This is a genomic window from Nocardia exalbida NBRC 100660, from assembly GCF_000308575.1.
Lineage (GTDB): Bacteria > Actinomycetota > Actinomycetes > Mycobacteriales > Mycobacteriaceae > Nocardia > Nocardia exalbida.
Genome location: NZ_BAFZ01000081.1, coordinates 1 through 22,012, shown reverse-complemented (window position 1 = coordinate 22,012; position 22,012 = coordinate 1). Strand labels below are relative to the sequence as shown.

Here is a 22,012-nt window from a genome sequence, read left to right as displayed (position 1 = left end):
CTCGCGGGGCGGGAGCGGCGATGAAGGCGGTGGTGGTGGCGGCACCGGCGTCGGGGAGCGGGAAGACGACGGTGGCGACCGGGCTGGTGGGGGCGTTGCGGAAGGTGGGGCATCGGGTGGCGCCGTTCAAGGTGGGGCCCGACTACATCGATCCGGGGTATCACGGGTTGGCGGCGGGGCGGCCGGGGAGAAACCTGGATCCTGTGCTGGTGGGGGTGGAGCGGGTTGTACCGCTGTTCCGGCACGGGGCGCGGGGGTGCGATCTCGCGGTGGTCGAGGGCGTGATGGGGTTGTTCGACGGGCGGATCGATGACGAGTACGCCGGTCCGGTGGCGGAGGGGTCGACGGCGCAGGTCGCGGCCTTGCTGGGAGCGCCGGTGGTGCTGGTGGTGGACGCGCGAGGACACAGCCAGAGCCTCGCGGCACTGCTGCACGGATTCGCGACCTTCGACAGCGGCGTCCGGCTCGGCGGGGTGATCCTGAACCGGGTCGGCAGCGAACGGCACGATCAGGTACTGCGCGCCGCCTGCGATCGAGTCGGGCTGGCGGTGCTCGGGTCGTTGCCGCGCCTGGCCGAACTCGAAGTCCCGTCCCGGCATCTCGGCCTGATCCCCGCCGTGGAACACGGCTCGGCCGCGACGGCGGCGGTGGCGGCGATGACGGATCTCGTCGCCGCGCACGTCGACCTGCACGCCATCGCGGCACTCGCTCGCTCGTCGGTCACCGGACCCGCGTGGGATCCCGCCGCCGCCGTGCGCGGTCTGGAAGCAGAAGAGGTGTCCACCGAGGAGTTTCCGGTCGCCGCCCGCTTCCCGGCCGATCGGGAGGGTCCGGTGATCGCCGTAGCCGGTGGCCCGGCATTCACGTTCGGCTACGCCGAGCATCGTGAGTTGCTGGTGGCCGCGGGGGCGCAGGTGGTCGTTTTCGACCCGCTGCACGACGAATTGCCCACCGGGACAGCGGCATTGGTGCTGCCAGGTGGGTTTCCCGAGGAACACGCCGCGGACCTGGCGGCCAATTCCATCCTGCTGCGGGCGGTGGCCGACGCCGCTCGGCACGGGATGCCGGTGCACGCCGAATGCGCCGGGCTGCTGTATCTGACCCGATCGCTGGACGGCCACCCGATGGCGGGGGTGGTGGATGCCGACGCCGCGTTCGGACCGCGTCTGACACTCGGCTACCGGGACGCCGTCGCACTGGCCGACTCGCCGCTGTGGCGGGTCGGCGAACGGGTCAGGGGGCACGAGTTCCACCGCACCCGTCTGGTGTCGGCGCCGCCGAATCCGGCTTGGGGCTGGCGCGGCGGCGCGGGAGAGGTCGTCCGGGAGGGGACGCTGAGCGGCAACGTGCACGCGTCGTACCTGCACACCCACCCGGCGGGGAATCCCGCGGCGGTGCGGCGATTCGTCACCGCGGCAATGCGCTTCGCGAGTTCCGGTGCCGTCGGCTGACGTCGTCGTCGGCATCGGACTACGGCCGGGCACATCGGCGGCCGCGATCCGCGCCGCGCTGCGCGAGGGCGTGGGTGGCTACCGGATAGCGTGCCTGGCCACCATCTCGCAGCGCTTCACCGAGCCCGGACTGCGCGCCGTCGCCGCGGAGTACCAGGTGCCGCTGCGGTCCTACTCCGCCGCGGAACTGGCGAACGTCGCCGTCCCCAACCCGGGAAGCCGCACACAGGCGGCCGTCGGCACGGCGAGCGTCGCGGAGGCCGCGGCGCTGCTCGCCGCCGGGGGCGGGCCGCTGGTGATACCGAAGCGCGTCGTGCAAGGCGTGGTGCTCGCGGCAGCGCAGCTCGAGCGGTAGAACCATCCACCGAACGCGGGCTCGGCCGCGAGCGCTGCGCTGTCCGCGACAATCGCGGTGTCGCACGATCGGCGACTGTCGCCACGCTGTAGCCGCCGCGCAACCGGCCCGGACCGCAGGCTCCGGATGCGCTGTTCGGCCCGGCCTGTGGCGGTATCCGAGCAGATCGCGAAGCTCCGATCACAGCTCGGGGCGGAGCCGTTCGGCTACGACGGCGGTGCGCCGTTGGCGCTGGCTCAGCTGCTGCTGGATGCGCCGTCGCTGCGCGTTGCGTCCGGGCACGCACGTCTACCGGGAACTGGTCACGGACACCCGTGTCGGCGGCGGTGCGGCGCCGGGTTCAGGGGGCGACCGAGCCCCAGTCGGCGAAGCCGGTGGGGTCGTGGCGGCCGATGCTGGCGTGTTCGAACAGCCCCCACCCCTCGGCATCGCCGCAGCGGGCACGCGCGACGTGGTCGGTCACCCCGTAGGGAGCGCGGGCGACGATCGCCGGATCGGTGAGGTCGTAGCGGCTGGAGGAAGACCAGTCGCGACCCTTCCACTGGCCGTGCTGCCAGTCGGGATCGCCGCCGTAGCCGCAGCCGACGTGCAGCGGGACGCCGATACCCGGCGTTATCTCGATCTCCAGTGGCTTGCCGTCCGGCGTGGTCAGCTCCAGTCGCGCACCGACGGGATGTCTTGTGCCGGAGCGATAGTCGATGGATATGCGGGGCCAGCCGAGCTGTTCGGTGCGCCCGTCCGGCCAGATCCGGGTCGCGTCGTTGAGCGTGCGCCTGCCGTCCGGCTCCTCCTGCACGATGATCACGACGGCGAAGTCCTCGAACCGCAGCGGCACGTACAGCCACCAGAACCCGCCCGAGGGCTCGGTGGCCGCGCGTCCGGGCGGCTCGGTCTCCCCGACCGGCCGGATGCCCCACGAGCGGTCCCTGGTCCCGGTCCACACCGCCGGGTCGACGGTGATGTCGTCGCCGTCCACGTGCAGCGTCCCCGCCCACGAGCCGACCTGCGCGAACCGGGACGCGTCGATGATCGGCCGGTTGCCCGCGAGAATCAGGTGCGGTTGTTCCTGGACGGCGGGAAAGGCGCCGCTCCAGGTCAGGTCGAAGCTCAGATCGTCGTGTTCGCAGACCACCCGCAGGCGCCGCAGCGGCTCCAGCACCTCGATGCGGTAGCCGCCGACGCGCTGGTCGAGGCCCCGGTCGCCGAGCGCGTCGGAGAAGCGCACCGCGCGCACCGCGTCGCCACGGCGGACGGCGGCGTAGGCGTCGGTCACCCCGAGGTTGGGATACACGCCGAAACCGGTGATCAGAAACGTGCCGCCGTCGCGGTCGTGGGCGTTGAAGTAGCTGCGGTCGTAGAAGTTCCGATCGCTGGAGGCCACCCGGGCCAGCGACAGCGGGGTCTGATGGATGGGGTACTCGTCCAAAGGCACAGGCATGGTCAGTCCCATTCGTAGGTTCCGTCGAGCAGCGCTTCCAGGCTTGCCCGGTGCATGACGTAGTCGTCGCGATCCGGCGTGTCGGTGTCCTCGCCGAAGTGGATCATCCTGCGCTTCACCCGCGCCATGACGATCGCGTGCCGCAACGCGGCGTAGACGATGTAGAAGTCGAGATCGCGCACCGAGTGACCGGTCAGCTCCTCGTATTTCGACACCACGTCGTCGCGGCGCAGGAAATCGGGCAGCCCGGGCTGCCCGAAGCGAGTGGCCAGATCCTGGAAGAACCGATGGATGAAGATCAGCCAGCCCAGATCCAGCTCGCGCGGCGCCAGCGCGGCCATCTCCCAGTCCAGCACCGCCACCGGGTCGAATTCGCGGTAGATGATGTTGCCCGGGCGGGCGTCGCCCCAGCTGAGCACGTCCGGGCCGGTCTCGGCGGGCCAGTGCTCGTCCAGCCACGCGAAACTCCGCTCGATCAGCGGGATCTCGAAGCCGTCGTCCGCGAGCGCCCACCGGTACCACGAGCGCTGGGCGGCGACGTGCCTGCGCAGCGCCTCGCCCGGTCCGCTCAGCATCGGGAACAGCGTCGCGGGATCGGGAATGCCGTGGATCTTGGCGATCACCTCGACGGTGTTGTGCGTGAGCCGCAGCCGCTCGGCCGGGTCGGCGTCGAACAGCCAGCCGACGAACACGTACGGCGGGTTGTCCGTCGGCACCCGGCCGTCGACGCGGCGCATCACGAAGAACGGTGCGCCGAGCGGCTTCTCGTCGTTCTCCAGCCAGCACAGGCCCGGCACCGGCACGTCGGTGGCCGCGGCCACGCCCGCCATCACCTGGTACTGGGTGGCGAGGTCGTAGGTCTCGAAGACCGGGAACGACCCGGCCTCCGGCGCCATCCGCGCGACGAACGATCCGCGCTGCGGCCGCCCTGCGGCGCTCCACTCGGCGTCGAACAGGATCGACGTGCTGGACATGCCGCCGGACTGTGGACGCGACAATTCGGAGATCCGCGGCAGATCGTCCGCGGCGACCTTCGCGTGCAGCCAGCGCGCCAAGTCGCCGGCGAGTGCGTCCAGGTCGCGTTCGCTGACGGTCAGCTGGTGTCGCTGTGCCGGGTCCGGATCGTCGGTCATCAATGTCCTCCTGACACGTGCGGCCTGGATGCACCGCCCGCGGTGCGCCGGGATACGCGACTGTAACGCGTTCTAGTTGTCGGCGGGCCGGAACCGGAGACGAATCCCGCTGAGCAGGGTGGGGCAGGCATGTAGGCCGAAAGAGGTACCCGGAAATCGGGGGTTTACCCGGAGGTCATCCCATGACCTGGTCGGATACGTTCGGCAAGCCAGAGTGTCGACCGGCGAGGGGAGCGGTGTGCGTACCGTCGAAACGGATGTGGTGGAGCCCCGCGGTGGCCGAACGCGGGCCGGTGACGAGCGTCGTCCATGGAGCCCGCAGGCGCGGATCGCGTTCCGCTTCGCCTTCGCCTACTTCGGGCTGTTCTGCGTGCTGTTCGCGCAGATCCTCTTCGTGTTCACCGGCATCCTGAGCAAGTGGCTGCCGGAGAACGCCGTCATCTGGCAGATGCGCGCGACGAGCCCGCTCGTCGGCTGGGTCGGCGACCACGCCTTCGGTGTGGACGCCGTCTTGCACGAGGATTCCGGCAGCGGCGACCAGGCCGCCATCTGGTTGCTGATCTTCTGCGAACTCGTCGCGGCGGCGCTGATCACGCTCGTCTGGTCGATCCTGGATAGACGCCGCCGGGACTACCTCACCCTGCGCGCCTGGTTCGTGCTGTTCGCCCGGCTGTGCCTGGGCGGCCAGATGCTCTTCTACGGTCTGGCCAAGGCGATTCCGTCACAGATGCCCGCGCCGTCGCTCACCGCGCTGCTGCAACCGTACGGGACGATGAGCCCGGCATCGGTGCTCTGGAACCAGGTCGGCGCCGCGCCCGTATACGAGGTCCTGCTCGGCACGGCGGAAGTGCTCGGCGGGCTGCTGCTGTTCGCGCCGCGCACCGCGACGGCGGGCGCGCTGGTCAGCCTGGTGAGCATGGCGCAGGTGTTCGTACTGAACATGACCTACGACGTGCCGGTGAAGATCCTCTCGTTCCACTTGCTGCTGCTGTCGCTGGTCGTGCTGGCGCCGCAGGCCGGGCGGTTGGCAAATGTGCTCATGCTCGAACGCCCGTCCGAACCGGCCACGCAACCCGCGCTGTTCGCTTCCCGCCGCGCGAACCGGGTGGCGGCGGCGCTGCAAGTGGCTCTGGGACTGTGGGTGCTGCTCGGTGGGGTGCACATCGGCTGGCAAACCTGGCGCGAGGCGGGCGACGGCGCGCCGAAACCTCCGCTCTACGGCATCTGGACCGTCGGCGAGTTCACCAGGGACGGGCAACCGGCGCCGCCGCTGATCACCGACGAGGGCCGCTGGCGTCGGCTGATCGTCGACCGCCGGGGTACGACGGTGCAGAAGATGGACGACTCGTTCCTGCCGGTCGTAGCCGTGGTCGACGAGGCCGCGCACACCATCGCGCTGTCCGCGGCTCCGCCGGACACACCGCCGAACCGCCTGGGCGCCTTCACCTTCACTCAGCCCACCCCGGACACGTTGCGGCTCACCGGTGAGTTGAACGGAACGCCGGTGAGCCTGTCGCTCAACCGGATGGACCCGAACTCCTTCCCGTTGCGCAACCGGGGCTTCCACTTCGTCCAGGAATACCCGTACTTCCGCTGACCCCCTGATCCGGTGGCAGCGGGTGATCCAGCCGAAACCCGCTACGGCCGCGGCGCTTTTCGATACCTTCGGTCTGCATCGACCGAACTGGAGGGACCGCCGTGACCGAAGCGATCCTCGATCGAACAGACACCGCGGACGCGGTGGGTTCCGATACCAGGCCTTGGCGCGGGGCGACCCGGGTGGCGTTCCGCTTCGGTTTCCTGTATTTCGGGCTGTTCTGCCTGGTGTATCCGTCGGTCGTCCCCGAGTTCCTCGGACTGGCGCGCGAGTGGTTGCCGGACTCGGTGAACTCCGGCGTCGCCCGTGCCCTGCGCCCGGTGATCGAGGGGACCGGAACACGGGTGTTCGGTACGTCCGTGGCGGCCAACACGGCTTCGATCAGTGGCGACCAGGCCTACTTCTGGGTGCTGGTGTTCGTCGTCCTCGTCGTCGCGGTGCTCGGCACACTGGTCTGGAGCATGCTGGATCGGAACCGGCCGCACTACCGGGCCGTGCTGCCCTGGTTCCTGTTGTTCGTGCGCCTGTGCCTGGCCGGGCAGATGATCGCCTACGGCATGGCCAAGGCCATCCCGACCCAGATGCCGCCGACACCGCTGAGCCGGTTGCTCGAGCCCTACGGGAATTTCAGTCCGATGGCGGTGCTCTGGAACCACATCGGAATATCGCCGCAGTACGAGATCCTGCTCGGCTGCGCGGAACTGCTCGGCGGCGTGCTGCTGTTCGTGCCGCGCACCGCGCTGGTGGGCGCGATGCTGAGCCTGGTGTGCACGACACAGGTGTTCGTGCTGGACATGACCTACGACGTACCCGCGAAGCTCCTGTCGTTCCACCTGATGCTGCTGTGCCTGGTGCTGCTCGCCCCGGAGGCCGGGCGTCTGGCGAACGTGCTCGTGCTGAACCGCCCGGCCGGACCATCGAGCACGCCGCCGCTGCTGCGCACGCCGCGAGCCGAGCGGATCGCGGCGGCGGCGCAGATCGCGCTCGGGGTGTGGTTGCTGTTCTCGAACGCGTACACGGGCTGGGAAAGGTGGACCGAGCAGGGCGCGGGGCGGCCGGAACCGCCGCTGTACGGCATCTGGGCGGTCACCGAATTCAGTGTCGGCGGCACACCGCTTCCGCCACTGACCACCGACGAACGGCGCTGGCAGCGCCTGGTCTTCGACCGGGACGGCGCCACCGTGCAGCGGATGGACGGCCGGTTGGTTCCGGTGCTCGCGATGGTCGATCCGGCGGCGCGCACCCTGGTCGTGGTCGCGCCGCCGCGAACGGAACCCTTGGGCAGCTTCGGCTTCGACCGGCCCGCGCCGGAGCGGCTGACCTTGACGGGCACGCTCGCCGGGCAGCCGGTCTCGGTCGCGCTGACCTCGGTCCCGGTCGACGAGTTCCCGTTGCGTAGCAGGGGATTCCATTGGGTGCAGGAGTATCCGTACTTCCGCTGAGCCGCCCGGCCGGGGCGGCGCAAGTTCATGCCTCGAGATCGTCGGCGACTCCGATGTCCTCGTGCCACAGCGCGGGATGCTCGGCGATGAACCGGGTCATCAGATCGACGCAGCGCCGGTCTTCCAGGACGGTGACGGCGACGCCGTGCCCGGCCAGCCACTCGTGCCCGCCGGAGAAGGTCCGCGATTCCCCGACCACCACCGAACCGATGCCGAACTGGCGGATCAGGCCGCTGCAATACCAGCACGGCGAGAGCGTGGTGACCATGACGGTGTCGCGATAGTCGCGCCGCCGCCCCGCCGCGCGGAAGGCGTCGGTCTCGGCGTGCATGCTGGGGTCGCCGGACTGCACCCGGCGGTTGTGCCCGCGACCGAGCAGCGTGCCGTCCGCGTCGAAGAGGGCGGCGCCGATGGGGATCCCCCCTTCGGCGAGCCCGCGCAGCGCCTCGTCGTAGGCCACGTCGAGCAGTCGTGCCGGTGTCAGCCGTTTCATCGGTCCGCCTTTCCGAACGAGAACGCCTGCACGGCAACCTACCGTCGCCGACGGTCGAAACGCTTGCTACCACTGGTCACAGTAGGTGTGGCGGGCGTCGCCCTGAGCGCGGCTCGGCGCAGGCCCGTGGTGATCGTCGCGCCTGCTCGCCGGAACGTGTATGGGCGGGCGCGCCGGGCGATTGCCGGTGCCGGAGGGCCACGCCGTAGGCTCGAAACTTGTGCCGAACACGTCAGACGCAACGCAAGACCAGCCCACCGGCGACCCGAACTACCTGGTAGGGCTCGATCTGCACGGACGGCGTGTCGTCGTGGTCGGCGGCGGATCGGTGGCGCAGCGCAGACTGGGACTGCTGATCGCCTCCGGCGCGGACGTCCACGTGGTGAGTCGCGCGGTGACCCCCGCGGTCGAGGGAATGGCCACCTCCGGACAGATCACCGTCACGCTGCGTGAATACGCCGACGGCGACCTCGACGGCGCCTGGTACGCGATCGCCTGCACCGACGAGCCCGAGACCAACGCGGCGGTGGTCGACGAGGCGACCCGGCGGCGGATCTTCTGCGTCCGCGCCGACACCGCACGGCTGGGCACCGCGGTCACCCCCGCCACCGCACGCTACGACGGGCTGACCCTCGGCGTGCTGGCGAGCGGGCAGCACCGTCGGTCGGCGGCCGTGCGCAACGCGTTGCTGGAGGCCCTGCAATCCGGTGTGGTGAGTGACGACTCGACCCCCATCGCGCCCGGTGTCGCATTGGTGGGCGGGGGGCCCGGCGATCCCGACCTGATCACCGTGCGCGGGCGGCGGTTGCTGGCCAGGGCGGATCTGGTCGTCGCCGACCGGCTCGCGCCGCCGGAACTGCTCGCCGAACTCGGGCCCGAGGTCGAGGTGGTCGACGCCGCCAAGATCCCGTACGGACGGGCCATGGCGCAGGAAGCGATCAACAACGCGCTGATCGAAGGCGCGAAAGCGGGCAAGTTCGTGGTGCGGCTCAAGGGCGGCGACCCGTACGTGTTCGGGCGCGGCTACGAAGAGGTGGAGGCCTGCGTCGCCGCCGGGGTTCCGGTCACGGTGGTGCCGGGTGTCACCAGTCCCATCTCGGTGCCCGCCGCGGCGGGCATCCCGGTCACCCATCGCGGTGTCACCCACGAGTTCGTCGTGGTGAGCGGGCACGTCGCGCCGGATCACCCGGATTCGCTGGTGGACTGGCCCGCGCTGGCGCGGCTGCGCGGCACCTTGGTGCTGATGATGGCGGTGGAGCGGATCGAGCAGTTCGCCACCGCGCTGCTGGAGGGCGGGCGACCGGCAGGCACACCCGCCACCGTCATCCAGGAGGGCACGCTGCGCACCCAGCGCGTGCTGCGCGCCGATCTCGGCACGGTGGCCGCCCGGGTGCGCGCCGAAGGCATCCGCCCACCCGCGATCGTGGTGATCGGCCCGACCGCCGGATTCTCCGCCGACTCGATCGTCCCGCACGCCGACTCCGCGGCCGGATGACGCTCGTGGCCACCGCGGCGATTCGAACCGAATCGCGCGGTGACGGCGGCGGCCCGGTCGACCAGGACGGCTGCTCGTCCTGAGTGGGGAAGGAGCACCGGCGATGGCCCACCACCTCGACCCGATACCGCTGATGGTGCGCGACGACACCCACCCGCGGGATCGGCGGGGCCGGTGCTCGTCGCGGGCCCGGCCGGATCGGTGGGCGGGCGAAGCGGGGCCCGGCATCAATTACAGTGACTCACTGTGCTTCGGAACCCCGCTGCGACGATGCAGTATCCAGTGACGCAGCGGGCCTTCGGGCTCGCGATCCTAGTCCTGAGCGGATTGCAGCTCATGGTCGTGCTCGACGGCACGGTGGTGATCTTCGCGCTGCCGCGGCTGCAAGAGGAGATGGGGTTGTCCAGCGCGGGTAGCGCGTGGACGGTGACCTCCTACGGACTCACCTTCGCCGGCCTGATGCTGCTCGGCGGCCGCCTCGGCGACGCATTCGGCCGCAAGCGCATGCTGGTCGTCGGTGTCGCGGTGTTCACCCTGGCCTCGCTGTTGTGCGGGCTCGCGCAGAATCAGGCGATGCTGCTCGCGGCGCGAGCCATCCAGGGTGCGGGCGCCGCGATCGCGGCGCCGACCGCTTTCGCGCTCGTGGCGACGACCTTCGCGCCGGGCAAGGCGCGCAACCAGGCGATCGCGATCCTCGGCTCGATGGTCGGCATCGGCTCCGTGGGCGGGCTCGTGGTCGGCGGCGCGCTGACCCAGCTGTCCTGGCGGTGGATCTTCCTGATCAACGTCCCGATCGGCGCGCTGATCATTCTCGGCGCGGCCTACAAACTGGCCGACACCGAACACCACCGCTCGGCGCTGGACCTCCCGGGCGCGGTGCTCGGCACCATCGCCTGCGCGGCGATCGTGTTCGGCGCGACCGAGGGGCCGGAGATCGGCTGGGGACACCCGGCGATCATCGGTTCGCTGATCGCGGGCGTGGTGCTGCTGATCGTCTTCATCGCGCTGGAACGACGGGTGGACGACCCGCTGCTGCCCTGGTCGCTGTTCGACAGCCGCGACCGCGTGGCCACCTTCCTGCTGATCTTCCTCGCCGGTGGGGTGCTGGGCGCGATGACCTTCTTCGTCGCCCAGTTCATGCAGAACGTCATCGGATACGGTCCGCTCAAGGCGGGTGTGGCGGCCATTCCGTTCACCGTCGGCATCGGCGTCGGCGGCGCGGTGGCTTCCAAGGCGGCGCTGTACATCGCGCCGCGCTGGCTGCTGGCGGGCTCAGCGGTGGTGCTCGGCGTCGGCCTGCTCTTCGGTTCGACCCTCGACGGCGAGGTGATGTACTTCGCGACGCTGCTGCCCCTGCTGGTGGTGATCGGCTTCGGCGTCGGTATCGCCATGGTGCTCTCGCCGCTGTGTGTGCTGGTCGGTGTGCCACCGGCGAATATCGGCCCGCTGGCCGCGGTCGGGCAGATGTTCATGAACCTCGCCACGCCCGTGGCCATCGGCCTGCTCACCCCGATCGCCGCCTCCCGCACGCTGTCGCTCGGCGGCCGCACCGAGAAGGTGGCCGGGATGACCTCCGCGGAGATCGCCGCACTGGGCGACGGCTACACCCTGGTGCTGTTCGTCTGCGCTCTGATCGCGTTCGCGGCCGGACTGGTCGCCCTGACATTGCGCTTCACTCCGCAGCAACTGGCCATGGCCCAGCACGCCCAGGAAGAAGCCCAGCAGGTGTGAGCCGCGCCTAGAAGCGGCCCACCACCCGCCGGGGTGTCACGCGCACGATGACCCGCGGTCCGTCGTCGACCGAGGCCGGGTTGAAATCCGCGTACTTCTGCCCGGTGTACTTCGCCGAGAGTTCGTCGGGCAGTGTCTTGTCCGGGTCCGGGGTGATCGTCGCGGTGCCACGGATCTCCGCGTAGACGTACGGGTTGTCCGGCGGGTTGATCAGCACGGTGATGCGCGGGTCGCGGGCGAGGTTCTTGCCCTGCTGACGGTCGGTCGTGGTGGAGAACAGCAGATCGTCGCCGTCGCGCTTCAGCCAGATCACGGTCAGGTGCGGTTGCCCGTTGGACCCGATCGTGGCCGCGGTGGCGAACACCTTCTCTTCGTCCAGGTACTTCTTGAGGGCATCGGAAAGCTCTGCGGTAGTGGTCACGTTCTGAGCGAACAACGTGGCCCGGCACGACATTCCCGCCGGTTCCTTCGCGGCGTACTCGATGGGCGCCGCCTATTTGTTCTGCGGGAAACCGAGATTCAGCCCGCCGTGGCTGGGATCGAGCCAGCGGGTGGTGACCGCCTTGGTGCGGGTGAAGAACCGCACGCCGTCGGCGCCGTGCGCGTGCGCGTCGCCGAACAGCGAGTTCTTCCAGCCGCCGAAGCTGTAGTACGACATGGGGACCGGGATCGGTACGTTGATGCCGACCATCCCGACTTCGACCTCGTTGTGGAAGCGGCGGGCGGCGCCGCCGTCGTTGGTGAACAGGGCGGTGCCGTTGCCGTAGGGATTGGCGTTGACCAGTGCCAGCGCGTCGTCGTAGCTGCCGACGCGCACCACCGACAGCACGGGTCCGAAGATCTCGTCGGTGTAGACGCTCATGTCGGTGGCGACATGGTCGAGAATCGTCGGCCCGAGCCAGAAGCCCTCGGCCGCGCCGTCGGCCTCGACGCCACGGCCGTCGAGAACCACGGTGGCCCCGGCGGATTCGCCCGCGGCGATGTACCCGGCGACTCGGTCGCGGTGCGCCCGGGTGACCAGCGGACCCATGTCGGCGCCCCGGGTGCCGTCGCCGGTCCGGATGGTCGCGGCCCGCTCGGCGATCTTGCCGACCAGCTCGTCAGCCGCCCCGCCCACCGCGACCACCACGCTGATCGCCATGCACCGCTCGCCCGCCGAGCCGAACCCGGCGTTCACCGCGGCGTCGGCGGCCAGGTCCAGGTCCGCGTCCGGCAGCACCACCATGTGATTCTTCGCGCCGCCGAGCGCCTGCACCCGCTTGCCCGCGGCGGTGCCGCGCTGGTAGACGTACCGGGCGATCGGCGTCGATCCGACGAAAGAGACCGCCTTGATGCCCGGGTTGTCGAGCAATTCGTCGACCGCGACCTTGTCGCCCTGCAGCACCGTGAAGACGCCCGCGGGCAGTTCGGCTTCGGCCCACAGCCGCGCCAGCCACAGCGACGCGGACGGATCCTTCTCGCTCGGTTTGAGTACCACCGTGTTGCCCGCGGCGATGGCGAGCGGGAAGAACCACATCGGCACCATGGCGGGGAAGTTGAACGGCGAGATGATCGCGACCGGGCCGAGCGGTTGGCGGACGGAGAAGATGTCGACCTTGGTCGAGGCGTTCTCGGTGTAGCCGCCCTGGAGCAGATGCGGTATGCCGCAGGCGAACTCGACGACTTCCAGGCCGCGGCCCACCTCGCCGGTCGCGTCGGCGAGCACCTTGCCGTGTTCGGCGGTGATCAGCCGGGCCAGCTCCTCTCTGCGCTCGTTCAGCAGCTCACGGAAGCGGAACAGGATCTGGGTGCGCCGGGTCAACGAGGTGTCCCGCCACGCCGGGAACGCCTTCGCGGCGGAGTCGATCGCCGCGCGGGCGTCGGCGACACCCGCGAGCGCGACCTGCCCGGTCACCGCGCCGGTCGCCGGGTTGGTCACCGGCGCCGTCGCTTCGCTGGTGCCCGCGAAGGCTTTGCCGTCGAGCCAGTGCGCGATGGTCTGCATGTCTCCTCGATTCGCTCGGTGAGCATCGGCGGTGCCGCGGGTTCCACCGCTTACGGTCGTGACATCGCGAGAACGCCGTCTGACCACCACTGTCCGGCATACACCTTTCCCGGTCTTCCGGCGATCGGTGCGGAATCGGGCACCCGAGCTGCCGATCCGTGATCCGACGGCGGGGCGGGCCAAGCCGTACTCGTTCCGGACACCCACCGCTCGCCGCCGCTACGAGACGGCGGCGCGCCGACCTCGATGCCGAGCCGGCGGCGCTCACCGCCGAACGGCCGGACGAAGTCAGGTGATGATCAGAAGCTCGGTAGGCGAGGCTATCTCGGCGCGCAGCCCGGCCTTGGCCGCCACTCGCGCGACACCGCGGACGTCGGCCGGTTCGGCTCTGGTGAGCACCAGGGCGCGGGCGAGCAGGCCCTTGTGGTGCTTGTTGAAATGACTCACCACCGTGCGCGACCCGTCCGGGTGCTCGGTGAGCACGTTGGCGGTGATCGCGCCGGGCACCCGGCCCAGCTGCTGGTAGGTGCCCGAGCGGAGGTCGACGACCGGCTCGCCCGCGGCCTCGGTGAGCAGCGCGGTGGCCAGCTCGTCGCGCCAGACGGCCGAGAGGGTCGGCAGTCCGGGCAGCTTGGCGCCGCCGGAGAGCCGGTAGGCGGGGATCGGATCGCAGGCGCGGACCGCGCCGAACAGGGCGGAGCCGATGCCGAGGCGGGCATACGCCTTGGCCCGCTGCGCCTTGGTGAACGAGCGGGCGTCGAGCGCGTCGTAGAGGACGCCGGTGTAGCGCTCCAGCGCGGGACGGGTCGGGGAGGTGCGCAGCGCGGCGTTGCGGGCGATCTCGCCGTCGGCCCCCTTGCCGAGCCCCAGGACGGTCCGGGAGCGTTCGGGGTCGGCCGCCAACCGCACGACTTCCTCGATCAGCCGTGCGCGGACCGCCGTGAGCTGCGGCATCGCCAGCGAGTCCAGGGTGAGCGGCGCCCCGGCGCCGCCATCGGACTTGGTTTCGGAAGGAGGCAGCAGCACCAGCACGAACGAATACGGTAATGCGCTGGGAACGGCGTCCGGCCAGCGACTACCCTGTGCTTCCGTGATCACCCGCCTCTCCCGCCTGTTCCTGCGAACCCTCCGCGACGATCCCGCCGACGCCGAGGTGCCGAGCCACAAACTCTTGGTCCGTGCCGGCTACGTGCGCCGCGTCGCCCCGGGTGTCTACTCGTGGCTGCCGCTGGGCCTGCGCGTGCTGCGCAAGGTCGAGGACGTGGTGCGCGCGGAGATGGACGCGATCGGCGGCCAGGAGATCTCGCTACCCGCGCTGCTGCCGCGCGAACCGTACGAGACCACCAACCGGTGGACCGAATACGGCGACGGCCTGTTCCGGCTGCGCGACCGCAAGGGCGCGGACTACCTGCTCGGCCCCACCCACGAGGAGCTCTTCGCCCTCACCGTGAAGGGCGAGTACAGCTCCTACAAGGACCTGCCGGTCACGCTGTATCAGATCCAGACCAAGTACCGCGACGAGGAGCGTCCCCGGGCGGGCATCCTGCGCGGGCGCGAGTTCGTGATGAAGGACTCCTACTCGTTCGACCTGGACGAGGACGGCCTCAAGGCCAGCTACGACGCGCACCGCCAGGCCTACCAGCGCATCTTCGATCGGCTGCGGGTCAAGTACGTCATCGTGGCCGCCACCTCGGGCGCGATGGGCGGCAGCGCGTCGGAGGAATTCCTGGCCGACAGCCCGGTCGGCGAGGACACCTACGTGCGCTGCCCGGAATCCGGCTACGCGGCCAATGTGGAGGCGGTGGTCACGCCCGCTCCCGAACCGCTGCCGATCGAAGGACAGCCGGAGGCCGTCGTGCACGACACCCCGGACACTCCGACCATCGCGACGCTGGTGGACTGGGCCAACGGCGCCGGTATCGCCGAGCGCTACGGTCGTCCGGTCACCGCGGCCGACACCTTGAAGAACGTCATGGTCAAGCTGCGTCACCCGGACGGGAAGACCGAAATCCTCGGCATTGGCATTCCCGGTGACCGCGAGGTCGACGACAAGCGCCTCGGCGCCTCGGTCGAACCGGCCGAGGTGGAGCTGCTCACCGAAGCCGACTTCGCCGAGAATCCGTTCCTGGTCAAGGGCTACATCGGCCCGAAGGCGCTGCAGGCCAACGGTGTTCGCTATCTGGTCGATCCGCGGGTCGGCACCGGCACCAGCTGGATCACCGGCGCCGACGAACCGGGTAAGCACGTCGTCGGCTTGGTCGCGGGCCGCGACTTCACGCCCGACGGCACCATCGAGGCCGCGGAGGTCCGCGACGGCGACCCCTCGCCCGACGGCCGGGGCACGCTGGTGGCGGCCCGCGGCATCGAGATCGGCCACATCTTCCAGCTCGGCAACAAGTACACCGACGCGTTCGAGGTGGACGTGCTCGGTGAGAACGGCAAGCCGGTGCGGCTGACCATGGGCTCCTACGGTGTCGGCGTCTCCCGCATGGTGGCGGTGATCGCCGAACAGCAGCACGACGACAAGGGGCTGCGCTGGCCCGCCGCGGTCGCGCCCTACGACGTGCACGTCGTCATCGCCAACAAGGACGACGCCGCTCGCGCGGGCGCCGAAGAGGTGGTATCGGGCCTGCACGCTCAGGGCCTGGACGTGCTCTTCGACGACCGCACCGCCTCGCCGGGGGTGAAGTTCAAGGACGCCGAACTGCTCGGCATGCCGCTGGTGCTGGTGATCGGCCGCGGCTGGGCCGAGGGCAAGGTCGAACTGCGCGACCGCTTCACCGGCGAGACCGAGGAACTGCCCGCCGCGTCCGCGGTGGACGCGGTGGTGGCCAGAGTCCGCGGCTGACCGACGTGAACGGCTCCCGGCGGAATCCGCCGGGGCCCGTTCCCTGTCGAGTAGCGAGGCCGAGGGGAAGGCGCTCGCAGCCCCGCGACCGGGCGGCGATTACTTACGCGACCGTAACCTGAATTCGCTGGTCACAGATCCGCGGACCGTGTCCTGACTGCTGTTACCCGCTGGTAAGTTAACCGGCATGACAAACACCGACGCGCGGTTGTTCAACCCCGCCAGCTATGACCCGCAGCAGTTCGACGCGGAGACGCGGCGTCTGCTGCGTGCCACCATCGAGTGGTTCGAGGGCCGGGGTAAACAGCGTCTGCTCGCCGACGACGCGAACGCGGTGTGGACGGCCGACTTCCTCGACTTCGTGAAGAAGGAGAAGCTGTTCGCCACCTTCCTGACCCCGGCGGCCTACGCCGACGGCGACCCGAATCGCCGCTGGGACGCCGCCCGCAACGCGGCGCTGTCGGAGATCTTCGGCTTCTACGGTCTGGCGTACTGGTACGCCGAGCAGGTGACCATTCTCGGCCTCGGCCCGATCTGGCAGAGCGACAACGAAGCGGCCAAGAAACGTGCCGCCGCCGACCTGCTCGCCGGTGAGGTGATGGCGTTCGGTCTGTCCGAGCAGACCCACGGCGCCGACATCTACAACACCGACCTGGTGCTGACCCCGACCGAACCGGGCAGCGCGGACGCGGAGGCGGGCATCCTGTTCCGCGCCAACGGCGAGAAGTACTACATCGGCAACGGCAACGTGGCCAGCATGGTGTCGGTGTTCTCCCGCCGCGCCGATCTCGAGGGCGCCGACGCGTACGTCTGGTTCGCCGCCGACTCCCGGCACGAGAACTACCGCCTGCTCGGCAACGTCGTGCACCAGCAGATGTATGTCAGCACCTTCCGCTTGGAGAACTACCCGGTGCGCGCCGAGGACATCCTGCACACGGGGCCCGAGGCATTCTCCGCGGCGCTCAACACCGTGAACGTGGGCAAGTTCAACCTCTGCCACGGCGGGATCGGCATGGTCGAGCACTCGTTCTACGAGGCGATCACGCACGCGGGCAATCGCATCCTCTACGGCAACCCGGTCACCGACTTCCCGCACGTGCGGGCGAACTTCGTCGACGCCTACGCGCGCATCCTCGCGATGAAGCTGTTCAGCGACCGCGCCGTCGACTACTTCCGCAGCGCGAGCCTGGAGGACCGCCGGTACCTGCTGTTCAACCCGATGACGAAGTCCAAGGTGACCTCCGAGGGCGAGACCGTCATGACGTTGCTGCTGGATGTGCTGGCCGCCAAGGGATTCGAGAAGAACACCTACTTCGCCGAGGTGCAGCGGCTGATCAGCACGCTGCCCCGGCTGGAGGGCACGGTGCACGTGAACGTCGGGCAGATCCTGAAGTTCATGCCCAACTACCTGTTCGACCCGCAGGACTACCCGGAGATCGGGACCCGGCAGGACGCGGCCGACGACGCGTTCTTCTGGCGGCAGGGCCCGGCGCGGGGCGCGGGCAAGGTGCGCTTCGCCGACTGGACGCCGATCTACGACAAGCATGCCGACATCCCGAACGTGGGCCGGTTCTACGAGCAGGCGCAGGCGCTGCGCACGCTGCTGACCACCGCGGCGCCGGACGCCGGGCAGCAGAAGGACCTGGACTTCATGCTGACCGTCGGCCACCTGTTCTCGCTGGTGGTCTACGGCCAGCTGATCCTGGAGCAGGCCGCGATCACCGGCCTGGATCGCGACCTGATCGACCAGATCTTCGACTTCCAGGTCCGCGATTTCAACGCCTACGCCACATCCCTGTACGGCAAGCCGTCGGCCAGCCCCGCCCAGCAGGGCTGGGCGGCCTCGGCGCTGCGGCCGCCGGTCGCCGACCGCCCGCGCTTCGACCGGGTGTGGGCCGAGGTGGCCTCCTACAACGGCGCCTACGAGATGCGGCCGTAGGTCGCGCGTCGAGCCGACGGCGGCCGGGCACCGCACCGGGCCGCCGTTCGCCGTTCGCCGTTCGCCGCGAGAATGCCCGCGGCGCTTCGGGTCGGCGCCGGATCAGGCCTTGCCGGGGAACGCGATGGTGGGCGGGTCGGCGCCGAGGATCGACTGCCACGTGGCCAGCCGGACGGCGGCTTCGGTGAGCGCGTCGACACCGGCGCGCCGGATCGCCATGGACGCACCGCGTTCGACCACCGACCGCCAGGCGACGGCGGTGTCGGACTCGACCGTGACGGCCAGCCGCGCGGCCGAGATCGGATCGGTGACCGGGAACGGGACCGTGTAGGCCGCGTCGGGCGGCGGCACCGTCGCGCCGCCCAACGTGAGGGTGTCCACGGTGGTGTCGCGCCTGGCGCGGTGCGCGGCGGTGTGCTCGGCAACCAGCCTGGCGCGCTCGGGTGAGGCGTAGGCGGCGATCACGCCGTAGGCGTACACCGCGCCGTATTCGGCGTTCAACGCGTCGGTGAGGGCCTGGCGTTCGTCTTCGGTCATCTCAGCAGCACCCCCGCCTGCACCGCGCAGGCCGCGCTGATCGAGGCGAGCAAGCCTGCCCGGTAGCCGTCCAGGGCGCGGGCCAGATCGGCGGCCGATTTCCGTGACTCGGTCAGCCGCGCCCGCAGCGTCTCGACGCTCGGCGGGGTGTTGGGCGGCACCGCGCTGCCCGAGGCCACGGCCGACGGGCCGGATTCGCTCGCGCGGGTGCGGTGCGCCGGTTTGGTGCCGTCGGCGTAAACGCCGATGACGCGGTCGATTTCGGAGCGCAAGGCGTCAGCGTGCGCGGTGCGCTCGGCCGCGATCGCCGTCAAGGCGGCGTGCCGGTCGGGTGCGACGGCGATGGCCGCGGTCGCCGCCGCGGCGTCGGCACGGGCCGCGACCTCCTGTGCGGCAAGGGGATCCGGTTCGTGGACCACGTCGTCGCCGGTGCAGCCCGCCGCGGCGCCGAGGGCGAGCACGCCCACCGTCGCACCGCCCGCGAGACGGATCGCGCTGCGACGATCCAGGGCGTCGGCGCGGGGCTCGTGCCGGTCGGAGGGCATGCCGGTAGTGCGCCCGGCACGCGGCGGGGCGGGAAGGCGGATGGGCACGGCACCATCGTGCCAGACTCACGGGGCGCCGCCGGACGAGCGGTGGTCGTGGCGTGCGTACTCCTCGACCACTGGTCCTTTACACTCTCGTGGCGCGTTACGCTAGACCTTTGGTAGAGAATTTTCCCACCGCGTCACAACTGAACCAGGAGCCGCCCACATGCCGATGCCGACCGAGGAAAGGGTGAGCCAGCTCTTAGCTGGTCTCGTCGAACGCCGAGGATTCGACCTCGAGGGCGTCGAGATCTCGACGGCGGGCACGCGCGTGGACGCGCAGGCTCGGGTGCAGGTGACCGTGGATCGCGACACCTCCGATCTGGACGCGCTCGCGAGTCTCAGCACGGAGCTGTCGGAGCTGCTGGACGACGCGGGGGAGTTCGGCGAGACGCCCTACCTGCTGGAAGTCACCACCCCCGGCATCGATCGCCCGCTGACCGCCGACCGGCACTGGCGGCGGGCGCGCGGCCGGAAGGTGCGCGTCACGCTGCGCGAAGGCGCGCAGCCGCCGGAGCGGTCGGCGACCTTTGAGGCCAGGGTCGGCGCGCTCACCGGTGACTCGGTGGCGCTGGTGCTCGGCGGCAAACGCGACCCGCACCGCGTGACGGTCCCGCTCGCCGACATCGCCACCGCCGTCGTCCAAGTCGAGTTCTCCCCGCCCGGCGCGCGGGAGCTGGAACTCGCCGGCGGAGTCGTTCCGGGGCGGCCCGCTCCGGGCCAGGAAGACGCGGTGGCGATCGACGACGCCGCGCAGCACCCAGGAACACCGAATGCACTGTCCGAATCCGTAACAGCGTCCGATTCGCCGACCGAAGGGATCGTGGAATGAACATCGAAATCGAAGCCCTGCGCGCGATCGTCGCCGACAAGGGGATCTCGATCGAGACCGTGATCTCCGCGATCGAGTCGGCGCTGCTCACCGCGTACCGCCACACCGAGGGCCACCAGCCCAACGCGCGCATCGACATCAACCAGCGGACCGGCGTGGTCCGGGTGATGGCGCGAGAACTGGACGCCGACGGCAACGTGATCTCCGAATGGGACGATACCCCGGAGGGGTTCGGCCGGATCGCGGCGACCACCGCCAGGCAGGTGGTGCTCCAGCGGCTGCGCGACGCCGAGAACGAGAAGTCCTTCGGCGAATTCTCCACCCACGAGGGCGACATCGTCGGCGGCGTGGTGCAGCGCGACGCGCGCGCCAACGCCCGCGGCACCGTCGTGGTGCGCATCGGCAGCGAGCTGCACGGCACGGAGGGACTGATCCCGCCCGCCGAGCAGGTGCCGGGCGAGACCTACGAGCACGGCGACCGGATCAAGTGCTACGTAGTCGGTGTCTCCCGTGGTCCGCGCGGGCCGCAGATCACGCTGTCGCGCACCCACCCGAATCTGGTGCGGCGCCTGTTCGCACTGGAGGTGCCGGAGATCGCCGACGGCTCGGTGGAGATCGTGGCCGTCGCGCGCGAGGCGGGTCACCGTTCCAAGATCGCCGTGCGCACCACGGTGCCCGGCGTCAACGCCAAGGGCGCCTGTATCGGGCCGATGGGGCAACGCGTGCGCAACGTGATGAGTGAACTGGCCGGCGAGAAGATCGACATCATCGACTACGCCGAGGATCCGGCGACCTTCGTGGGCAATGCCCTCTCGCCGTCGAAAGTGGTTTCGGTCACAATTGTCGACGCCGAGGCCAGGGCGGCCCGCGTCGTAGTGCCCGATTTCCAGCTTTCCCTGGCGATCGGCAAGGAGGGGCAGAACGCCCGGCTGGCCGCGCGGCTGACCGGCTGGCGCATCGATATCCGCAGCGACGCCGCCCCTGACATGGGCGGATCCGTGCGAACGGAGGCGCATCGGAGTTGACCGGAGCCCCCTCGCGGAGTGCTCGGGATGACATGTTCGTAACTTCCGTGGGGGAGGGGTTCGGCGTTCCGAGCGTGGCAGCGGTAGAGTGGTCGAAGGTTCAGTCCGAGCCCTCGGCTCCAATGCCCGACCGCACCACCGAGCAGTACCCGGCGCCCCAGCGCCGAGCCGCTCCGGTGCGGACGTGTATCGGGTGCCGGAAGCGCGAACTGGCCGGCGATCTGTTGCGGATCGTGGCTCGGGACCTCGAGGCCGGCGACGGCTCTCAGGTCATCGAGATCGTTCCCGATCCGCGGCGCAGACTTCCCGGACGGGGTGCCTGGCTGCACCCCCTTTCGGCTTGTCTGCGCGCGGCAGAGCGGCGCCGAGCGATCGGCAGAGCACTACGAGTGTCCGGACATCTGGATATCTCAGCCCTGGAGCATTACCTCGAGAACAGGCACGAGCACTCATGAGCACACCGTGAAGTACCAACGATGAACGTCCATCGGAGATAACCCGAGGTCGTGCGGGCCGCCGTCCCCAGAACGGTGGAGCTGCTCGACCTCTCAGTGAGGAGAGCAGTGGCAGGCAAGGCCCGCGTGCACGAGTTGGCTAAAGAACTCGGTGTCACGAGCAAGGAACTACTCGCAACGCTCAAGGAGCAAGGCGAGTTCGTGAAGTCGGCGTCCTCGACGGTGGAAGCTCCCGTCGCGCGTCGGCTGCGTGAGTCGTTCGCGACCAAATCCGCCCCGTCGAACGGCAACAAGTCGGGTGCGCGTCCCGGCCCGTCCGGCCGTCCGGCCCCCAAGCCCGCGGGCGGTGGCCCGCGTCCCGGTCCCCGTCCGTCGACGCCCACACCGGCGCCGACCGCGCAGGAGACCGTCGTTCCCGCCGCGCGCACCGGCGAATCCCCGGCCGTGAAGCCGGGTCCCGCCGCGCGTCCGGGGCCTGCGCCGTCGCCCAAGCCCCCGGTTCAGGAATCGGTCGCCCCGCAGGCCGCCGCGGCCTCCGGCGCGACCGCGAGTTCCGCCCCCGCTCCGGCCGGTCCACGGCCGACGCCGGGCGGCCCCGTCCCGGGCAGCAGCAGCAGCGTCCCGGCGCCCCCGCCCAGGGCGGCCAGCGTCAGGGTGGCGCCGCGTCCGG

The 22,012-nt window shown here is 70.3% G+C and carries 20 protein-coding genes; 12 read left to right on the top strand and 8 right to left on the bottom strand.

Features of this window, described 5'->3' with window-relative positions; translation table 11 throughout:
• Positions 1-20 precede the first annotated feature (20 nt).
• Positions 21-1,451 carry a cobyrinic acid a,c-diamide synthase CobB gene (locus ON29_RS19355; RefSeq protein WP_040868158.1) on the top strand — a complete coding sequence of 477 codons (1,431 nt, stop codon included), beginning with the start codon at positions 21-23 and terminating at the stop codon, positions 1,449-1,451.
• A complete protein-coding gene (locus ON29_RS19350) occupies positions 1,438-1,806 on the top strand; it encodes a cobalamin biosynthesis protein (RefSeq protein WP_040868157.1) in 369 nt (122 codons plus the stop codon). Before ON29_RS19355 ends, ON29_RS19350 begins: the two co-directional genes overlap by 14 nt.
• 340 nt (positions 1,807-2,146) lie before the next feature.
• On the opposite strand, the gene ON29_RS19345 is transcribed toward ON29_RS19350, so the two are convergent.
• Both ON29_RS19345 and ON29_RS19340 read right to left on the bottom strand, forming a co-directional pair.
• Positions 2,147-3,244, bottom strand: a complete 1,098-nt coding sequence (locus ON29_RS19345) for an Rv3169 family protein (protein ID WP_040868236.1) — start codon at positions 3,242-3,244, stop codon at positions 2,147-2,149.
• A 2-nt stretch (positions 3,245-3,246) separates the two neighbouring features.
• Positions 3,247-4,377, bottom strand: a complete 1,131-nt coding sequence (locus ON29_RS19340) for a phosphotransferase family protein (protein WP_040868156.1) — start codon at positions 4,375-4,377, stop codon at positions 3,247-3,249.
• Positions 4,378-4,615: 238 nt separating this feature from the next.
• Between ON29_RS19340 and ON29_RS19335 the strand changes: the two genes are divergently transcribed.
• The gene (locus tag ON29_RS19335; RefSeq protein WP_245549025.1) at positions 4,616-5,974 is read left to right on the top strand and encodes a DoxX family protein; all 1,359 of its coding nucleotides are present in this window, start codon (positions 4,616-4,618) and stop codon (positions 5,972-5,974) included.
• A gap of 101 nt (positions 5,975-6,075) precedes the next feature.
• Positions 6,076-7,416: a DoxX family protein gene (locus ON29_RS19330; RefSeq protein ID WP_245549024.1), complete on the top strand. Its 1,341-nt coding sequence runs from the start codon at positions 6,076-6,078 to the stop codon at positions 7,414-7,416.
• Positions 7,417-7,441: 25 nt separating this feature from the next.
• Here the strand turns inward: ON29_RS19330 and ON29_RS19325 are convergent, their stop codons facing one another.
• Positions 7,442-7,885 (bottom strand): nucleoside deaminase, encoded by a 444-nt coding sequence (locus ON29_RS19325; protein WP_040868230.1) that lies wholly within the window; start codon positions 7,883-7,885, stop codon positions 7,442-7,444.
• 244 nt (positions 7,886-8,129) lie between these two features.
• Between ON29_RS19325 and cobA the strand changes: the two genes are divergently transcribed.
• A complete protein-coding gene (cobA, locus tag ON29_RS19320) occupies positions 8,130-9,404 on the top strand; it encodes a uroporphyrinogen-III C-methyltransferase (RefSeq protein WP_051175388.1) in 1,275 nt (424 codons plus the stop codon).
• 270 nt (positions 9,405-9,674) lie between these two features.
• Positions 9,675-11,135, top strand: coding sequence for an MFS transporter (locus ON29_RS19315; RefSeq protein ID WP_040868155.1), 1,461 nt, complete (start codon positions 9,675-9,677; stop codon positions 11,133-11,135).
• A gap of 7 nt (positions 11,136-11,142) precedes the next feature.
• Here ON29_RS19315 and ON29_RS19310 read toward each other — a convergent pair whose 3' ends face one another.
• The 3 genes from ON29_RS19310 to yaaA form a co-directional block, all read right to left on the bottom strand.
• A complete protein-coding gene (locus ON29_RS19310; RefSeq protein WP_040868227.1) occupies positions 11,143-11,556 on the bottom strand; it encodes a PPOX class F420-dependent oxidoreductase in 414 nt (137 codons plus the stop codon).
• 72 nt (positions 11,557-11,628) lie between these two features.
• Entirely contained in the window at positions 11,629-13,119 is a 1,491-nt protein-coding gene (locus ON29_RS19305; protein WP_040868153.1) for a CoA-acylating methylmalonate-semialdehyde dehydrogenase, read from the bottom strand.
• Positions 13,120-13,407: 288 nt separating this feature from the next.
• Positions 13,408-14,151 (bottom strand): peroxide stress protein YaaA, encoded by a 744-nt coding sequence (yaaA, locus tag ON29_RS19300; RefSeq protein WP_040868152.1) that lies wholly within the window; start codon positions 14,149-14,151, stop codon positions 13,408-13,410.
• Between the two features lie 58 nt (positions 14,152-14,209).
• Here yaaA and ON29_RS19295 point away from each other — a divergent pair, with 58 nt between their 5' ends.
• The gene (locus tag ON29_RS19295) at positions 14,210-15,967 is read left to right on the top strand and encodes a proline--tRNA ligase (protein ID WP_040868151.1); all 1,758 of its coding nucleotides are present in this window, start codon (positions 14,210-14,212) and stop codon (positions 15,965-15,967) included.
• A 187-nt stretch (positions 15,968-16,154) separates the two neighbouring features.
• Entirely contained in the window at positions 16,155-17,906 is a 1,752-nt protein-coding gene (locus ON29_RS19290) for an acyl-CoA dehydrogenase family protein (RefSeq protein ID WP_040868150.1), read from the top strand.
• A 102-nt stretch (positions 17,907-18,008) separates the two neighbouring features.
• Here the strand turns inward: ON29_RS19290 and ON29_RS19285 are convergent, their stop codons facing one another.
• Positions 18,009-18,443: a ferritin-like domain-containing protein gene (locus ON29_RS19285; protein ID WP_040868148.1), complete on the bottom strand. Its 435-nt coding sequence runs from the start codon at positions 18,441-18,443 to the stop codon at positions 18,009-18,011.
• Positions 18,440-19,036: a hypothetical protein gene (locus tag ON29_RS19280; protein ID WP_306307223.1), complete on the bottom strand. Its 597-nt coding sequence runs from the start codon at positions 19,034-19,036 to the stop codon at positions 18,440-18,442. The genes ON29_RS19285 and ON29_RS19280 overlap by 4 nt, the downstream gene beginning before the upstream one ends.
• Positions 19,037-19,196: 160 nt before the next feature.
• Between ON29_RS19280 and rimP the strand changes: the two genes are divergently transcribed.
• From rimP to ON29_RS34885, 4 genes are all read left to right on the top strand, one after another.
• Positions 19,197-19,862 (top strand): ribosome maturation factor RimP, encoded by a 666-nt coding sequence (rimP, locus tag ON29_RS19275; protein WP_040868144.1) that lies wholly within the window; start codon positions 19,197-19,199, stop codon positions 19,860-19,862.
• Positions 19,859-20,887 carry a transcription termination factor NusA gene (nusA, locus tag ON29_RS19270; protein WP_040868142.1) on the top strand — a complete coding sequence of 343 codons (1,029 nt, stop codon included), beginning with the start codon at positions 19,859-19,861 and terminating at the stop codon, positions 20,885-20,887. Before rimP ends, nusA begins: the two co-directional genes overlap by 4 nt.
• A 122-nt stretch (positions 20,888-21,009) precedes the next feature.
• Positions 21,010-21,342 (top strand): YlxR family protein, encoded by a 333-nt coding sequence (locus tag ON29_RS19265; RefSeq protein ID WP_040868140.1) that lies wholly within the window; start codon positions 21,010-21,012, stop codon positions 21,340-21,342.
• A 51-nt stretch (positions 21,343-21,393) separates the two neighbouring features.
• A partial coding sequence (locus ON29_RS34885; protein WP_306307222.1) for a translation initiation factor IF-2 N-terminal domain-containing protein occupies positions 21,394-22,012 on the top strand: 619 nt, incomplete at its 3' end.